The organism is uncultured Planktomarina sp. (assembly GCA_943788425.1).
GTDB lineage: Bacteria > Pseudomonadota > Alphaproteobacteria > Rhodobacterales > Rhodobacteraceae > Planktomarina.
Genome location: CALSQF010000013.1, coordinates 40,651 through 57,477, shown reverse-complemented (window position 1 = coordinate 57,477; position 16,827 = coordinate 40,651). Strand labels below are relative to the sequence as shown.

Below are 16,827 nucleotides of genomic sequence, written 5' to 3'. Positions count from 1 at the left end.
TCGGGCGATGTCGGCTGAGTTGGGCGCAGCGCTGCCCTTTGATAACTTGGCGCAGTTGCGCACGCACATGGTGGCAGCGGTCCCCCATTTGGCTGCGATTGATGTTGTGCCAGAAAATGAATGGCAGGCCGTGACAAGTGTAAAAATGGCTCAGGGTGATTTTGGACAGGCGATAAGTGATTATTATCTCAGCAATCCGATTGCACGGGCCAGTGTTTTGATGGCGGAGCTTTCGGCCAATGCAAAAGCGCGGAATTCCGCGCCTCTTGCGGCGGAGTAATCTCATGGATGTGTCTTTGACGAACCGGCAAGACCGCTATTGCGGGCCAAAGATTGATGCGACTTGGCACGGTCTTTGGGGCTGCAACGGTTTTGCGGCGCAAAGAGCGATAATTTCATCGAAAAACCATGCGGTGAAGGCTGGTATTTTTAGACAAGATACGGTTTACAGCCCATCAAACGACCCGGCTGTCCTGTCAGCCAATATTCAGGCGCACATCAGCACTGCTGAACGCGAGGAACGAGGGATACCAAAGGTATGAACGAATTCTTTTCCACAAACCTTGGGGTCGCGGTGATCCTTTTGGGCCAGACCCTTGCTGTGGTTGGCTTTGTGATGATCAGCTTGCTATTTTTGGTTTATGGCGACCGCAAAATCTGGGCGGCGGTTCAGATGCGGCGCGGGCCAAATGTTGTGGGACTATTTGGCTTGCTGCAGACCGTGGCCGATGCCTTGAAATATGTTGTTAAGGAAATTGTGATCCCCGCGGGTGCGGATCGTCCTGTCTTTATATTGGCGCCGCTCGTTTCCTTTGTATTGGCGATGTTGGCTTGGGCCGTAATCCCCTTTGATAGCACTTGGGTTTTGGCCGATATCAACGTGGCCCTACTCTTTGTTTTCGCAGTGTCATCGCTCGAAGTTTACGGCGTCATTATGGGGGGCTGGGCGTCCAATTCGAAATACCCGTTCCTTGGCTCTCTGCGCTCCGCCGCGCAGATGATTTCCTACGAGGTCTCGATGGGTTTGATTATCATCGGTGTGATTATCTCGACGGGATCCATGAATTTTGGTGCAATTGTGGCGGCGCAAAATGGCGATTTGGGCTTTTTCAACTGGTATTTCATCCCGCATTTCCCAATGGTGTTTTTGTTCTTCATCAGCGCTTTGGCGGAAACCAATCGTCCACCTTTCGATTTGCCTGAGGCCGAGTCAGAGCTCGTTGCAGGGTATCAGGTGGAATATTCCTCGACACCGTTTTTGCTCTTCATGGCTGGTGAGTATATCGCGATTTTCTTGATGTGTGCTTTGATCACCTTGTTGTTTTTCGGGGGCTGGGCGTCGCCTGTACCTTTCATTGCCGATGGTCCGGTCTGGATGGTTGGGAAGATGGCGATCTTCTTTTTCCTTATTGCCATGGTCAAAGCCTTGGTGCCGCGGTATCGCTACGATCAGCTGATGCGTTTGGGCTGGAAAGTGTTTCTGCCCTTCTCCTTGGTCTGGGTGGTCTTTGTGGCCTTTGCAGCGAAATTTGGTTGGTTCTGGGGCGTCTATGCCCGCTGGACAGTGGGAGGCTAAACCAATGGCAAATATTGATTATACACGCACGGTCAAATATTTCTTGCTGCAAGATTTTTGGGCCGCGTTCAAATTGGGCATAAAGTATTTTTTCCGCCCAAAGGCGACTTTGAACTACCCACATGAAAAAGGGCCCTTAAGCCCGAGGTTTCGCGGTGAACATGCTTTGCGGCGCTATCCGAATGGAGAAGAACGCTGCATTGCCTGTAAGCTCTGCGAAGCGATTTGCCCGGCGCAGGCCATAACCATTGACGCCGAGCCGCGCGATGACGGTAGCCGGCGCACAACCCGTTACGATATTGATATGACAAAATGCATTTACTGTGGATTTTGCCAAGAGGCCTGCCCAGTGGATGCGATTGTCGAGGGACCGAATTTTGAATTCTCAACCGAGACGCGTGAAGAGTTATTTTACGACAAATCCAAACTGCTAGAAAATGGCGACCGTTGGGAAGCTGAGATTGCCCGCAATCTCGAACTCGACGCGCCATATCGCTAAGCGGCCAAGGGAAGGAATTACAATGGGTATCGCGGAACTCGCGTTCTACGCATTCTCAATGTCCACTTTGATCGGGGGCATTTTCACAGTCGTGGCGCGCAACCCTGTGCATTCGGTTTTGTGGCTGATTTTGGCTTTTCTCTCGGCGGCGGGCCTCTTTGTCCTACTGGGAGCGGAGTTTGTGGCCATGCTGCTGATCATCGTCTACGTAGGGGCCGTTGCGGTATTGTTCCTTTTTGTGGTGATGATGCTTGATGTGGACTTTGCTGAATTGAAAGCCGAGATGGCAAGATATCTGCCGCTCGGGTTGGTGATCGGCGTGATTGTCTTAATCCAGTTGATGTTTGCGTTTGGCGTTTGGGACTACTCCGCCGGATATGAGGGGCGCTTAGCCGCTGAATTCGGCGCTGGAACCAATACGGGCGAGCTGGGCGTCATTCTTTATGATGACTATATATTGATTTTCCAATTGGCCGGCTTGGTTCTGTTGGTGGCGATGATTGGGGCAATTGTTCTGACGCTGCGCCATCGGGTCGATGTTAAGCGCCAGGATGTGGTCGCTCAGATGATGCGTGATCCCGCAAAAGCTATGGAATTGAAAGACGTGAAACCGGGGCAGGGACTATGATCGGACTTGAACATTATTTGGCCGTTGCGGCGGCCCTGTTTGTGATTGGTATCTTTGGGCTGTTTCTAAATCGCAAAAATATCATCATCTTGCTGATGAGCATCGAATTGATGCTGCTGAGTGTGAATATCAATTTCGTTGCTTTTTCGGCCTTCCTTGGTGACTATGTTGGGCAAATCTTCACGCTGTTTGTATTGACTGTGGCAGCCGCCGAAGCGGCCATTGGTTTGGCGATTTTAGTGTGTTTCTTCCGTAACAAAGGCTCGATTGACGTTGAAGACGTCAACGTAATGAAAGGGTAAGGCGTTATGGAAACTATACTCCTTTTCGCTCCATTGGTGGGGGCTTTGATTGCAGGCTTCGGTCATGGGGTTATCGGCGATAAAGCGGCGCAGGTTTTGACCACTGGTCTTTTGTTTCTGTCGGCGCTTTTGTCTTGGGTGCTGTTCCTCAGCTTTGACGGGCCAGACTGAAAGCATTCATATTTTGCGCTGGATTGAGAGCGGAACCTTGTCGACCGATTGGGCCATTCGTATGGACCGTCTGACGACGATTATGTTGATTGTGATCACCACCGTCTCGGCTTTGGTGCATCTCTATTCCATGGGCTATATGGCACATGATGATCACTTCCGGGACGGCGAGAGCTATCGGCCAAGGTTCTTTGCCTATCTGTCGTTCTTCACATTTGCCATGTTGATGTTGGTGACCTCTGACAACCTATTACAGCTGTTCTTTGGCTGGGAAGGTGTGGGCGTGGCCTCTTATTTGCTGATTGGGTTTTATATTCGCAAACAAAGCGCAGGCGCGGCTGCGATCAAAGCTTTTGTGGTGAACCGTGTTGGCGATTTTGGATTTTTGCTTGGTATCTTTGGCCTTTATCTTGTGGCTGATAGTATCAAGTTTGAGGACATCTTCCTGATCGGTCCGCAGCTGGCCACGATGGAGCTGCAGTTTTTGTGGCGCGATTGGAACGCGGCGAACCTGATCGCCTTCTTGCTGTTCGTCGGTGCGATGGGCAAATCTGCGCAGTTGATCTTGCACACTTGGTTGCCGGACGCGATGGAAGGCCCGACGCCTGTGTCTGCCTTGATCCATGCGGCGACCATGGTCACAGCGGGGGTCTTTTTGGTCTGCCGCATGTCTCCCATCATGGAGTTTGCACCCGATACGATGAGCTTTATCGTCTTTTTGGGGGCGTCCACGGCCTTCTTTGCGGCCACTGTCGGTCTCGTCCAAAATGACATCAAACGGGTGATCGCTTATTCAACCTGCTCGCAGCTGGGATATATGTTTGTCGCCGCAGGGCTTGGGGTTTATTCCGTGGCAATGTTCCACCTTTTAACCCATGCCTTTTTCAAGGCGATGCTGTTTTTAGGTGCGGGTTCGGTTATTCACGGCATGCATCACGAGCAGGATATGCACAATTATGGCGGTTTGCGTAAGAAACTGCCGTATACATTCTGGGCTATGATGATCGGCACGCTCGCGATCACCGGTGTGGGTATCCCCCTCACGCACTATGGTTTTGCCGGCTTTCTGTCGAAAGACGCGGTTATTGAGAGTGCCTATGCGGGAACAATGGGGGGCTATGCCTTCTGGATGTTGGTGATAGCTGCGATGTTCACCAGTTTTTACAGCTGGCGTTTAATGTTCTTGACCTTCTTTGGCGCGGCGCGTGGTGACAAACACACCCATGAGCACGCCCATGAAAGCCCAAAGGTCATGTTGGTGCCGCTTGCGGTGCTGGCGGTTGGGGCGATTTTCTCTGGCATGGTGTTTTACAAGCCGTTTTTTGGCGATCATCACAAGGTTGAGGTGTTCTTTGGGATCATCCAGGAAGATGCAGATCACGCCGAGGGCTATGGGCTGGATGGGTTTAGCTTGATTGCGCCTGCACATGCGGCCACGAGCGCGGCCAGCCGCTCTGACGCCGATGCGGTCGCGCATGACAGCGGCGAGGACAAACTGGGTCGCGGTGCCATCTATATGGCGCCAAGCAACACGGTGCTTGACGATGCCCATCACGTCCATTGGTTGGTCAAATTATCGCCATTTATCGCCATGGTATTGGGGTTTGCGGGGGCTTGGGCGTTTTACATGACAAAACTGGACCTGCCGCGCCGGGTGGCTGAGAGCAATCCCGTGCTCTACCGCTTCTTGCTCAACAAATGGTATTTTGATGAAATTTACGATGTGATCTTCCTGCGCCCTGCGCAATGGTTGGGGCGGAGCTTCTGGAAAATTGGAGATGGCAAAATCATTGACGGCGGCATCAACGGTTTGGCCATGGGGATTATCCCCTTCTTTACCAAATGGGCCGGGCGCATGCAGTCGGGTTATATTTTCACCTATGCTTTCGGCATGGTCATCGGTATCGCAGCCTTGGTTACTTGGATGACCATCGCGGGAGGTAAATAATGAGCAACCTTCTTAGCCTAATTACATTCATTCCTCTGGTCGCAGCGATCATTTTGGCGCTTTTGGCCCGCGGGGATGGTGAGGCCTCTCAAAACAATGTGAAATATTTGGCGCTGGCAGCGACCGGGTTTACATTTCTGGCCTCCCTTATGCTGCTGTCGGGTTTTGAGCCAAATGATACGAGCTTTCAATTTGTCGAAGAGCGCAGCTGGCTGTTGGGCATGCAGTATAAGATGGGGGTCGATGGGATAAGCCTGTTATTTGTTTTGCTGACCACCTTCACGATGCCCTTGGTTGTTGCAGCTTCTTGGAATGTCACGCATCGTTTAAAGGAATACATGATCGCCTTTTTGGTGCTTGAAAGCCTGATGATCGGCGTGTTCTGCGCTTTGGATCTGGTATTGTTTTACATGTTTTTTGAAGCGTGTTTGATCCCAATGTTCCTGATCATTGGCATTTGGGGCGGAAAAGAGCGGATTTATGCGTCGTTCAAGTTCTTTCTCTACACCTTCTTAGGCTCGGTTCTGATGCTGGTTGCCATGGTGGCCATGTTCGCTGATGCAGGTACGACGGATATGGTCGTGCTTTTGAGCCATAATTTTGGATCTGAAACTCTGAGTGTTGCAGGATTTCATATTATTGGTGGGGCTCAAACACTCATGTGGCTGGCTTTCTTTGCCTCTTTTGCGGTGAAAATGCCGATGTGGCCGGTGCACACTTGGTTGCCGGACGCCCATGTGCAAGCGCCCACGGCTGGCTCTGTGGTGCTTGCGGCTATTTTGCTAAAAATGGGTGGCTACGGGTTTCTGCGGTTCTCTTTGCCGATGTTCCCTGTCGCCTCCGATTTTCTAGCACCCTTGGTGTTTTGGATGTCGGCGATTGCGATCGTCTACACGTCACTGGTCGCCTTGGCGCAGCAAGATATGAAAAAGTTGATTGCCTATTCATCAGTAGCGCATATGGGTTATGTCACTATGGGAATATTTGCCGCCAATCAGCAAGGGATTGATGGCGCGATATTCCAGATGCTGAGTCATGGCTTTATCTCTGGCGCCTTGTTCCTGTGTGTTGGGGTGATTTATGACCGGATGCACACCCGCGACATTGACGCCTATGGTGGCTTGGTCAATCGGATGCCCAGCTATGCATTGATCTTTATGTTCTTTACTATGGCCAATGTTGGCCTGCCCGGCACATCTGGATTCGTGGGTGAATTCCTTACCCTGATGGGGATTTTTCAAGTGAACACCTGGGTGGCGCTCTTTGCGACCTCTGGGGTGATTTTATCGGCTGGATATGCTTTGTGGCTGTATCGCCGCGTGGTATTGGGCGATTTGATCAAAGAGAGCTTGAAATCCATTACCGATATGGCGCCGCGTGAGAAGATGATCTTTGCCCCTCTTGTGGCAATGACACTGATTTTGGGTGTTTATCCGGCGCTTATTCTTGACATCATTGGGCCGTCGGTTGCGGCTTTGGTTGAAACCTATCACAGCAATGTGGCCGCTCACGGCATTGTGAGTTCGGCCGCATCCACTGCGTCCCATTAAAGGGGAATTTTGGATCATGATCGCTTCTGATTTCACGACTGTTCTCCCTGAGGTTCTTCTGTCGCTTTATGCTATGCTGGCTTTGGTTGTTTTCGTTTATACCGGCAAGGATCGGCATGCGGTGCTGTCGATTTGGTTGACCAGCGGTGTATTTTTGCTTCTGGCGTTGGTCTTGGCGATGGGTACGCCAACTGGCACAGCCGCCTTTGACGGGATGTTCATGGATGACAGCTTCGCGCGCTTTTGCAAAATCGTGATCTTACTGTCGGCGGCTTTGATTTTGGTCATGGGCCAGGATTACGCGGCCAAACACGATATGCTGAAGTTCGAATACCCGCTGTTGGTGGCCCTGTCGGTTGTCGGTATGATGGTGATGGTCTCCGCTGGAAGCCTTTTGACACTCTATATGGGGTTAGAGCTGCAATCTTTGGCGCTTTATGTGATCGCAGCTTTCCGCCGTGACAGTGCCAGATCGACCGAAGCGGGATTGAAATATTTTGTGCTGGGAGCCTTGTCGTCTGGCCTCCTGCTGTATGGCACCTCTTTGGTCTATGGCTTTGCCGGCACGGTAGAATTTTCCGGTATTATGGCCGCAACCAGCGATGGGGATATATCCATCGGTTTGTTGTTGGGCTTGGTCTTCGTGATCGCTGGCATGGGCTTTAAGGTCTCTGCAGCGCCGTTTCACATGTGGGCGCCAGATGTCTATGAAGGGGCGCCAACACCTGTCACCGCTTTTTTTGCTACGGCGCCAAAGATGGCGGCGATGGGTCTATTTGCGCGGGTTGTGCATGACGCATTCGGCGGTGTGACTGCCGACTGGCAGCAAATTGTAGCCGTTTTATCTGTCTTTTCAATGTTTCTTGGCGCAGTGGCGGCGATTGGACAAAAAGACATAAAGCGTCTGATGGCCTACTCCTCGATTGCCCATATGGGGTTTGCTTTGATGGGGCTGACCGCGGGCACCGTGTTCGGCGTCCAAGCCATGCTGATCTATATGGCAATTTATATCTCCATGAACATCGGCATGTTTGCCCTGATCCTCTCCATGGAGCGAGACGGCCGCCCCGTGAGCGACATTGCGTCCCTTAGCATGCTGTCAAAATATCAGCCCTTGCGCGCCCTTTGCGTGGTTTTCATTATGTTCTCTATGGCAGGTGTCCCGCCGATGGTTGGATTTTTCGGCAAATTCTACGTGCTGCGTGCCGCTTATGAGGCGGGTTTGGCTTGGCTCGCGATAGCCGGGGTGGTGGCCTCTGTGATTGGCGCCTACTATTATATACGCATCGTTTACTTCATGTATTTTGGCGCGGACAGTGAGCCGCTCGATACGCAGACGCCGCGTCGGCTTACTTTGATTTTGGTGGTCTCTACCGCTCTAATCACCGTGGGTGCAGCCTTTAGCCTATTTGGCATCGAGCCTTTGGCGCAATTGGCGGCGGAGTCTCTTGCAAATTAACTTGCCATCTGGCGTCAGCGCTAGTTTTCATGCGCGGGCGGCATCCACAATGGATTTGGCGCGCAGTTATGACGGGGCCCAGGGATTTCCGCATTGGATCTTGGCCGGCACGCAAACTCATGCCCGCGGACGGCAGGGGCGCAGTTGGCTAAGCCCAGCCGGCGCCTTTTCTGCCAGTTTGGTTATGCAGCCTCGCTGCTCCCCTTCAAAGGCCGCGCAGCGGTCATTCGTTGCAGCCTGCGCTTTGCGGAGGGCTTTGGCCAGCGTGGTGGACGCAGGGGCTCTGGCTCAAAAATGGCCAAACGATGTTTTGCTGAATGGCGGGAAAGTCGCTGGGATCTTGCTTGAATCTTTCGGGTCTGGACAGCTGGTGGAGCGGTTGACGATCGGGATAGGGGTGAACCTTAGTCATGCGCCTCAGGATGTCGCGCAGGCCAGTTTTGCTCCGATTGGCGTGGCGGATGTGACCGGCCAGAGCCTTTTCCCGGATGCCTTTCTTTCAATGCTTGCGGCAGAATTTGCAGCGGTTGAGGCGGTTTTAGACGAGCAAGGCTTTGCCGAAGTTCGCGCGGAATGGACGGCGCATGCGGCGCGTTTAGGTGAGAATATTACTGCGCGCACAGGCCAAGAGGAGATCACCGGCCGTTTTGAAGGGCTGGATGCACAGGGCAATTTGCTGCTGTTGACGGCAGGCGGCAAGAGGGTCATACCAGCCGCTGATATCTATTTCTAGGGCCCGTAAAGATGCTACTCGCGATTGACTGCGGAAATACCAATACAGTGTTCTCGATTTGGGATGGCACTCAGTTCATCGCCAACTGGCGGCTTGCCACGTCCCATAAACGCACAGCCGACCAATATTTTGTCTGGCTCAATACGTTGATGACCCTCGATGGCATCGCCAGCGACATTGATGAGATGGTGATTTCCTCGACCGTCCCGCGGGTTGTGCTGAACCTTAGGGTTCTGGCAGATAAATACTTTGGGACGCGGCCGCTGGTGGTTGGGCGTACGGATTGCCGGCTTCCGATTGATGTTCGTGTCGATGCGGGCACGGCGGTCGGACCGGATCGGTTGGTCAATTCCGTGGCTGGGCATGATTTGTTCGGCGGCGATCTGATTATTGTAGATTTTGGGACAGCCACCACCTTTGATGTGGTCGACAGCGATGGTGCTTATGTCGGCGGCTCCATTGCGCCGGGGGTTAATCTCAGCCTTGAAGCATTGCATCAAGCGGCCGCGGCACTGCCTCATGTGGATATCTCAAGGCCCCAACGTGTGATCGGCACCAATACTGTGGCCTGCATGCAGTCGGGTGTGTTTTGGGGCTATGTTGGCCTGGTGCGGGAGATCTGCGAGCAGATCAAAGCAGAACACGGCAAACCGATGAAAGTTATCTCTACGGGCGGCCTGGCGCCGCTTTTTCAACACTCAGTTCATCTGTTCGATGCTTACGAAGATGAGCTTACAATGCACGGTCTTACCGTGATCCATCAATTCAATAAGGAAATTTGATGAGCCAAGAACGTTTAATGTATCTCCCTCTCGGCGGCGCCGGAGAGGTGGGAATGAATTGTTATGTCTACGGGTACGGACCCCAAGACAAAGAGCGCCTAATTGTCGTTGATCTTGGCGTGACCTTTCCAGATATGGATAGCTCCCCCGGGGTTGATTTGATTATTCCTGATATTTCTTGGCTCGAGGCGCGCAAAGACCGCATTGATGGCGTGTTCATTACCCATGCACATGAAGACCATGTGGGAGCGGTCGGCCATACATATGCCCGGCTGGGCGCCCCAATCTACAGCCGCGCCTTCACGGCCAATATCGCCCGGCGGAAACTGGAGGAGCATGGTGTGGCCGCCAATGCGGTGACGGTCATGGGAGCTTGGCCTGACCAAGTGGCTTTGGGGTCGTTTAAAGTGGGTTTCCTGCCCATCAGCCACTCGATTCCTGAAAGTTCGGGTTTGGTGATCGACACGCCCGAAGGGCGGGTTGTGCATACGGGGGATTTCAAACTGGATGAGACGCCGTTGGTCGGCGAAGGTTGGGATCCTGTCCTTTGGGGCGAGATTGCCAAACCCGGCGTCAAGGCTTTGGTTTGTGACAGCACCAACGTATTTTCTTTGTCCCCGGGACGGTCTGAGGCGACTTTGGGTGACAATATCACGCAATTGGTGGCATCCGCCGATCAATTGGTGGTGGCCACCACCTTCGCCAGCAATGTGGCACGGGTCAAAACCCTGGCAGAGGCAGCGCGCCGTGCGGGGCGCTCGGTCTGTCTTATGGGACGTGCGATGAACAAAATGGTGGAAGCGGCGCTTGAAGCTGGTGTTTTATCAGATTTTCCTCCGGTGATTAGCCTGGAGGAAGCTTTGGATGTGCCGCGGGGCAATCTGATGTTCTTGGTCACTGGCAGTCAGGGCGAGCGGCGCGCAGCCTCTGCGCAATTGGCCAATGGTAAATATCGTGGGCATAAGTTGAAGGAAGGGGATTTGTTCCTCTTCTCATCAAAAACCATTCCAGGCAACGAACGTGGCGTGATTAAGATCATTAACCAACTGTCTGAAATTGGCGTGGATGTGGTGGATGACTCTACCGGGGCTTATCACGTGTCGGGCCATGCCAACCGCCCGGATCTGGAGACGATGCACGCTTTGATGCAGCCACAGATTTTGGTGCCCATGCATGGCGAACACCGCCATCTGCGTGCGCATGCCAATTTGGCCAAAGCCAAGGGGATGCAATCGGTTGTTGCGGTCAATGGGATGGTAATCAACCTGTCAGGCAACGCGCCTAAGGTTGAGGAATTCATTGAAACAGGTCGCACCTATATTGATGGATCTGTGCAGATCGGTGCTTTGGATGGGGTGGTGCGCGACCGTATTCGCATGTCGCTCAACGGTCACGTGATGGTGAGTGTGATATTGGATGATGATGGCCCGTTGGGCGAACCTTGGTGTGAAATCAAGGGTCTGCCAGAAATTGGTAATAGCCGCGCTGGTTTGGCCGAAGTTCTTGAAGAAGACTTGAACCAATTTATGATGCGTGCAGGTCGCAAGACGTTGCTTGACGATAAAAAGCTTGAAGACGAGCTGCGCCGCATTGCACGGCATTCCGCCCAATCGGAGATTGGCAAAAAGCCAGAAGTCACAGTTGTGATTAGCCGTTTGTCGTAAGCAAACCGTTTCAGACCCTGCCCGATGTTGCCAGGGGGCAGGGAATATTTGCTGCAATTGTCTGTTATGCCCAGATCGCTTTAAGCGTGGTCTTCCTGAAAAGACGTATTGTCCTCTGGCGCCTGGGCCGTCAGGCTAAGATCTTCGGTGTCACCGTCGCTGCTGAGCTGTTCAGCATCCTCGGGCGCGGTATTGGAAGCCGATGGATCTCTGCCCTCTGCCAACAAACGTTCGGTGAAACTTTGCGCAATAAAATTGGGCATGGAGGCATCCAAAGCCGCCCCACCACGATTGTTGTTGCGCGGCTCTGCGTCGCGGCTGCGACCACGTCCACGGCCACCGCGCTTGTTTTTATGATCTTCGCGTGCTGGGGTGAGCGGTTGCGCTGCGTCTTCAGCTGTGGCCACGACTGCCGGCGCAGCATCTTCTGGCGCCGAAGCCGTATCGATTGCCTCTGGCAGGGCCTGCGCCTCGGACGGTGGCTCTGCAGGTAATGTCTTTGCTTTGACAGTGCGGCCGCGTCTTGCCGGTTTCTTTTCTGTGCGATCCTCGGAAGCTGTTTCAGCCTCGGCAGTCTTGCCAGACATCGCGTGCTCCATCCGGGGAATTTCCATTTTCACCAGCCCTTCGATTGCGGCAAAATTCTTATCATCTCGGGGGCTGCAAATCATCATCGCTGTGCCAGACTTTCCGGCCCGGCCTGTGCGACCGATGCGGTGGACATAGTCCTCCGCATGGCTGGGAACGTCATAGTTGAAAACATGGCTCACATTCGGCACATCAAGCCCGCGCGCCGCCACATCAGAGGCCACCAGAAATCGCAGGGCGCCGGATCGAAAATTATCAAGCGTTTCCATGCGCTTAGATTGATCCAGATCGCCATGAATTGGCGCTGCATCAAGGCCGTATTTTTGCATGGACTTGGCCACTACATCCACATCCATCTTACGATTGCAAAAGATAATGGCATTGGTGCAGTTTTCCGCTTCGCTGGCAATCATGCCCCGCAAGAGTGCCCGTTTCTCTTTGCCATCACGATCTTTGCGGCTGGCTTTGAACATGATGACAGATTGGGTGATGGTATCGGAGGTGGTGGCGGCGCGGGCCACCTCTATTTTTGCAGGCGCTGAGAGGAACGTATTGGTGATCCGCTCGATCTCTGGCGCCATTGTCGCGCTAAAAAATAGGGTTTGGCGGGTGAAGGGGGTGAGTTTGAAGATCCGCTCAATATCTGGAATGAAACCCATATCGAGCATCCGATCTGCCTCATCCACCACCATGATCTGCACGCCGGTCAAAAGTAACTTGCCGCGTTCAACGTGATCGAGCAGCCGACCGGGTGTTGCAATCAACACATCGACGCCTCGGTCAATCAGCTTGTCTTGCTCTTTGAAGCTCACGCCGCCAATTAGCAGAGCTTTGGTCAATTTGCTGTATTTCGTATAGGTGTCGAAGTTTTCAGCAACTTGCGCGGCTAATTCGCGGGTCGGGCAAAGCACCAAACTGCGGGGCATTCGCGCGCGCGCGCGGCCACGCCCCAGCAAGGTGATCATGGGCAGGGTAAAACTGGCAGTCTTGCCGGTTCCGGTCTGTGCGATGCCCAAGACATCTTTTCCTTCGAGTGCCGGCGGAATGGCTCCAGCTTGAATGGGGGTAGGGGTGTCATAGCCCGCTTCGGCGATGGATTTAAGGACTTTAGCGTCCAAATTTAGGTCAGTGAATTTTATCATGTACGTCCATTAAGATGTGTTGCGACAAGAATTTTGCACAACGTGTTTGGACGCAGGTCATTCGCGCCCATCGCAGGGTTGGCCCCTTGCCAACTCCGCTCGTATAGGCGGTAATCTGCCATAGGTCAAACCCGCATGCTGGCATGGCCGCCGCGGCGAATAGGCCGTTATACCATCATTTCTTTCGTCGCGGTCAATGCCACATCTGGATAGTCGCGTGCGACGCGGTCAATGTCCCATTGTAGCCGCGTCAAAAACACCATGTCGTCATCATTGTCCCGCGCCATATGCTGTTTGTTGGTCTGTGCGAAGGCGTCGATCTTGTCCAGCGGCCCTGAGACCCAGCGGGCCGAGGTAAATTGACTGGGCTCCATCCTCACCGGAAGCCCGTATTCAAGCTCAATGCGGCTGGCTAGCACCTCAAATTGTAAGGCTCCCACCACTCCGACAATAAAGCCTGATCCAATCATCGGTTTAAAGACCTTGGCTGCGCCTTCTTCGGCAAATTGCATGAGGGCTTTTTCCAAGTGCTTGGCTTTAAGCGGATCGCCTGCGCGGACAGATTGCAGCAATTCTGGTGCAAAACTCGGAATGCCAGTTACCTGGAGCGTTTCCCCTTCTGTCAGCGTGTCGCCAATGCGCAATTGTCCGTGGTTCGGAATGCCAATGATGTCCCCCGCCCAAGCCTCCTCGGCCAGTTCACGGTCGGCAGCAAGAAAGAGGACCGGGTTGGAAATCGACATCTGCTTCTTACTGCGCACATGCGTCAATTTCATCCCGCGTTTGAAGTGGCCTGAAGCCAAGCGTACAAAGGCGACGCGATCGCGGTGTTTAGGGTCCATATTGGCCTGCACTTTGAACACAAACCCCGCCACTTTGAGCTCTTCCGGGGCGAGAAAGCGCGGTTCTGCCCTTTGCGGCTGTGGCTCGGGGCCAAAATCAGCGATGCCCTGCATCAATTCTTGTACCCCAAAGGAATTGATGGCCGAACCGAACCAAATTGGGGTTAAAGTACCATCCAGCAGCGCCTGACGGTCCATAGTTGGCAACAGCTCTTTGGCCATTTCAATCTCTTCAAGAAACACTTCAAGAAGGTCCGCAGGCAAATGTTCTGCCAGGGCTGGATCGTCCAATCCATTGATTTTTAGAGATCCAGACACTCTATTGCGGTCTGCTCTGTCCATAAGTTCCAATCGGTCACGCAAGAGGTCATAGGTGCCAATGAATTCCCGACCGCGCCCAATGGGCCAAGAGGCGGGCGTGACATCAATCGCGAGATTTTGTTGAATCTCATCAATGATATCGAAAGTGTCACGGCTTTCGCGGTCCATTTTATTACAAAACGTCAATATTGGCAGATCGCGCAGGCGGCAGACTTCAAAGAGCTTTTGGGTCTGGCTTTCAACACCTTTGGCGCCGTCAATGACCATTACGGCCGCGTCAACAGCTGTGAGCGTGCGATAAGTATCTTCGGAAAAATCCGAGTGGCCCGGGGTGTCCACCAAATTGAACCGAAAGGTTTGGAAGTCAAATGACATGGCTGAGGCGGATACCGAGATGCCTCGATCTTGCTCCATTTTCATGAAATCTGAGCGCGTTCTTCGGGCCTCACCCTTGGCGCGTACTTGCCCGGCCATTTGAATGGCGCCGCCGTAAAGCAGAAATTTTTCCGTTAAAGTGGTCTTGCCGGCATCAGGGTGGCTGATGATGGCAAAGGTGCGCCGGCGGGCAATTTCTGGTGGAAGGGTGGGGCGGTTGTCTAACATGACCCGCGTATAGGTTGGGATGATGCCATTGGCAAGAAATCCTGTCTCACACAGGTGGCATGGGCGGTTTTTTCGAGTGGCCCAGCTCTAGCCGACATTTTTATAAGGCAGGCCACTGGGCAAATACAGAGCGCGCCGGCTGGGTTTTGCGGGGTGAGATGAGGATTGCACAGCCCGCGGCAATCTTTCGGATGCCTCGCTGCTCCGATCTTCGCCGCGCATGCGAGATTGCACAGCAAGGCCATTGGCAAAAACCAAGTGCGAAATGGCAAAACGTATTTGAACGCAATCCACAAAACCAGCCTCCACCCAATCGATTGTTGTGCCACTGTACAAATGCATTGCTTTGATGAATCGTCCCCCGTGGCTGCCATCGGTTTGGGGATATCAGATGTGGTGCTCTGCGCTCAGGATGAGATCGCGATCTGTGCCAAAGTAGGATTTCGCGATCCATATAGGACGGTTCTCGCCCTGCTTGCGTTGGGTTTTGATCTCAACGCCTGTCACGTTTTGCTCTGCGAAGTCCTGAGTGAGAAGCTTTTGCCTGGGTTTGAGATCCTCGACAGCGCATAGGCGCCGGTCAGCTAGGGTGATTTGCGTACCGGGATAGAAAATTGGATAGCTCAGCTCGGCCAATTTGCCTAGATTAACATGGGACTCAATGCTAGTAATCGATAGTCTGTATCGGGCCGCATGGCGCAGAATCCAGATAGATAGACTTGTTTAATCTTTCCAAGTTCAACCTCTACAAAGATCAGAGCGCCGAAGGTCTGCCCGACATCGGACATGAGGGTGATTTTACAGTCCAGGTAGACTGCCGCGCCGATTGCACCAATGGCGCTATGAGGCGCCACACGAAGCCTCTGACCAGAAGCGTCCGCTTGCAAAGTCAATCGGGTGGGTTGGGCTTTTGCCTTTAGACGATGAATATCTTCGAGATATAGATCTGTCTTATGGGACAAGAGATCGCCATAGTTAACGCCTTGCACCGCGGCGAGCTGCCCGCTCGTATAAATTGTGAAGGCCTGCACCTTTGCCATCATTTGAAATTATTCAGGTATAAACGTTCTACTAAAGGATAATATCCCCCATATGTGTGAGAAAATTTTATATACGTAAACTCAAATTTATGCTTTGGTAACTTTTTTGTTCAATTAGCACGTATTTTTTAACAAGGACTGGTGTCATAAGACCCTCCCAAATGCTAGACTTTGTGAATACTTAACGAGGAAATAAACAATGGATATGGGAATTTCTGGCAAGAAAGCTTTGGTGTGTGCCTCTTCAAAAGGTCTTGGGCGGGGCTGTGCTGAGGCTTTGGCCGGTGAAGGGGTTCATCTGGTGATCAATGGGCGGAATGGTGATGTGTTGGCCGCCACGGCCTCTGAGATTCGCTCTAACTGTGGGGTATCTGTCACCGAGGTGGCCTGCGATGTCACCACGCCCGAGGGGCAGGAGATGTTGCTGAGCGCAGCCGGGGATGTCGATATTTTGGTGACCAACGCCGGAGGGCCGCCGCCAGGGCTATGGTCCGACTGGGATCGCGCTGATTTTATCGCAGCTCTTGACGCCAATATGTTAACGCCGATTGCCTTGATGAAAGCCTGCCTGCCGGCAATGATGACCCGCGGTTGGGGCCGGGTGGTGAATATCACCAGCCAGTCGGTCAAAGCGCCTATCGGGGTTCTTGGCCTGTCCAATGCCGCCCGCACGGGGTTGACCGGATATGTTGCAGGAACGGCACGACAAGTGGCCGAACATGGCGTTACGATTAACAATCTTTTGCCCGGCATTCATGCCACGGACCGGGCGGTCTCACTCGACAGTGGCATCGTAAAGGCCCAAGGTATCACAATGGCGCAGGCGCAAAGCCAGCGACAGGCCACGATTCCCGCGCGCCGCTATGGCACTGCTGAAGAATTCGGAGCGGCCTGTGCGTTTTTATGCTCGCAACATGCGGGATTTATGGTGGGGCAGAATATTTTGCTTGATGGTGGCGCGACAAACGCCACAATTTAA

General features: G+C 53.1%; 15 protein-coding genes and 2 pseudogenes. 14 read left to right on the top strand and 3 right to left on the bottom strand.

Translation table 11 applies throughout. From position 1 onward, the window contains the following. The 12 genes and pseudogenes from ABLW18_RS11480 to ABLW18_RS11425 all read left to right on the top strand — a co-directional run. Positions 1 to 280, top strand: a pseudogene (locus ABLW18_RS11480) (NADH-quinone oxidoreductase subunit G); the annotation flags it as partial. A 4-nt stretch (positions 281 to 284) separates the two neighbouring features. After that, positions 285 to 542 carry a hypothetical protein gene (locus tag ABLW18_RS11475; protein ID WP_347824929.1) on the top strand — a complete coding sequence of 86 codons (258 nt, stop codon included), beginning with the start codon at positions 285 to 287 and terminating at the stop codon, positions 540 to 542. Then, complete coding sequence (gene nuoH / locus ABLW18_RS11470; RefSeq protein WP_347823835.1) at positions 539 to 1,576, top strand: NADH-quinone oxidoreductase subunit NuoH; 1,038 nt, start codon at positions 539 to 541, stop codon at positions 1,574 to 1,576. Before ABLW18_RS11475 ends, nuoH begins: the two co-directional genes overlap by 4 nt. Positions 1,577 to 1,580: 4 nt before the next feature. Further along, a complete protein-coding gene (nuoI, locus tag ABLW18_RS11465; RefSeq protein ID WP_347823834.1) occupies positions 1,581 to 2,075 on the top strand; it encodes an NADH-quinone oxidoreductase subunit NuoI in 495 nt (164 codons plus the stop codon). 28 nt (positions 2,076 to 2,103) lie between these two features. Next, the gene (locus ABLW18_RS11460; RefSeq protein ID WP_347823884.1) at positions 2,104 to 2,703 is read left to right on the top strand and encodes an NADH-quinone oxidoreductase subunit J; all 600 of its coding nucleotides are present in this window, start codon (positions 2,104 to 2,106) and stop codon (positions 2,701 to 2,703) included. Beyond that, complete coding sequence (nuoK, locus tag ABLW18_RS11455) at positions 2,700 to 3,005, top strand: NADH-quinone oxidoreductase subunit NuoK (RefSeq protein ID WP_044049702.1); 306 nt, start codon at positions 2,700 to 2,702, stop codon at positions 3,003 to 3,005. The genes ABLW18_RS11460 and nuoK overlap by 4 nt, the downstream gene beginning before the upstream one ends. A 6-nt stretch (positions 3,006 to 3,011) precedes the next feature. After that, positions 3,012 to 5,124: pseudogene (gene nuoL / locus ABLW18_RS11450) on the top strand (NADH-quinone oxidoreductase subunit L). Further along, positions 5,124 to 6,674 carry an NADH-quinone oxidoreductase subunit M gene (locus tag ABLW18_RS11445; protein ID WP_347823833.1) on the top strand — a complete coding sequence of 517 codons (1,551 nt, stop codon included), beginning with the start codon at positions 5,124 to 5,126 and terminating at the stop codon, positions 6,672 to 6,674. Before nuoL ends, ABLW18_RS11445 begins: the two are co-directional and overlap by 1 nt. Before the next feature lie 16 nt (positions 6,675 to 6,690). Continuing rightward, positions 6,691 to 8,133, top strand: coding sequence for an NADH-quinone oxidoreductase subunit NuoN (gene nuoN, locus ABLW18_RS11440; RefSeq protein ID WP_347823832.1), 1,443 nt, complete (start codon positions 6,691 to 6,693; stop codon positions 8,131 to 8,133). Then, positions 8,123 to 8,866, top strand: coding sequence for a biotin--[acetyl-CoA-carboxylase] ligase (locus ABLW18_RS11435; RefSeq protein WP_347823831.1), 744 nt, complete (start codon positions 8,123 to 8,125; stop codon positions 8,864 to 8,866). The genes nuoN and ABLW18_RS11435 overlap by 11 nt, the downstream gene beginning before the upstream one ends. 11 nt (positions 8,867 to 8,877) lie before the next feature. Continuing rightward, complete coding sequence (locus tag ABLW18_RS11430) at positions 8,878 to 9,648, top strand: type III pantothenate kinase (RefSeq protein ID WP_347823830.1); 771 nt, start codon at positions 8,878 to 8,880, stop codon at positions 9,646 to 9,648. After that, entirely contained in the window at positions 9,648 to 11,312 is a 1,665-nt protein-coding gene (locus ABLW18_RS11425; RefSeq protein WP_347823829.1) for a ribonuclease J, read from the top strand. The genes ABLW18_RS11430 and ABLW18_RS11425 overlap by 1 nt, the downstream gene beginning before the upstream one ends. Positions 11,313 to 11,392: 80 nt before the next feature. Here ABLW18_RS11425 and ABLW18_RS11420 read toward each other — a convergent pair whose 3' ends face one another. Both ABLW18_RS11420 and ABLW18_RS11415 read right to left on the bottom strand, forming a co-directional pair. Next, positions 11,393 to 13,042: a DEAD/DEAH box helicase gene (locus ABLW18_RS11420; protein ID WP_347824928.1), complete on the bottom strand. Its 1,650-nt coding sequence runs from the start codon at positions 13,040 to 13,042 to the stop codon at positions 11,393 to 11,395. A 167-nt stretch (positions 13,043 to 13,209) separates the two neighbouring features. Next, entirely contained in the window at positions 13,210 to 14,808 is a 1,599-nt protein-coding gene (locus ABLW18_RS11415) for a peptide chain release factor 3 (RefSeq protein WP_347824927.1), read from the bottom strand. A gap of 363 nt (positions 14,809 to 15,171) precedes the next feature. On the opposite strand from ABLW18_RS11415, the gene ABLW18_RS11410 reads away from it, so the two are divergent. Continuing rightward, a complete protein-coding gene (locus tag ABLW18_RS11410; RefSeq protein ID WP_347824926.1) occupies positions 15,172 to 15,381 on the top strand; it encodes a hypothetical protein in 210 nt (69 codons plus the stop codon). A 68-nt stretch (positions 15,382 to 15,449) separates the two neighbouring features. Here ABLW18_RS11410 and ABLW18_RS11405 read toward each other — a convergent pair whose 3' ends face one another. After that, positions 15,450 to 15,770 carry a hypothetical protein gene (locus ABLW18_RS11405; RefSeq protein ID WP_347824925.1) on the bottom strand — a complete coding sequence of 107 codons (321 nt, stop codon included), beginning with the start codon at positions 15,768 to 15,770 and terminating at the stop codon, positions 15,450 to 15,452. Positions 15,771 to 16,047: 277 nt separating this feature from the next. On the opposite strand from ABLW18_RS11405, the gene ABLW18_RS11400 reads away from it, so the two are divergent. Further along, positions 16,048 to 16,827, top strand: a complete 780-nt coding sequence (locus ABLW18_RS11400) for an SDR family oxidoreductase (RefSeq protein WP_347824924.1) — start codon at positions 16,048 to 16,050, stop codon at positions 16,825 to 16,827.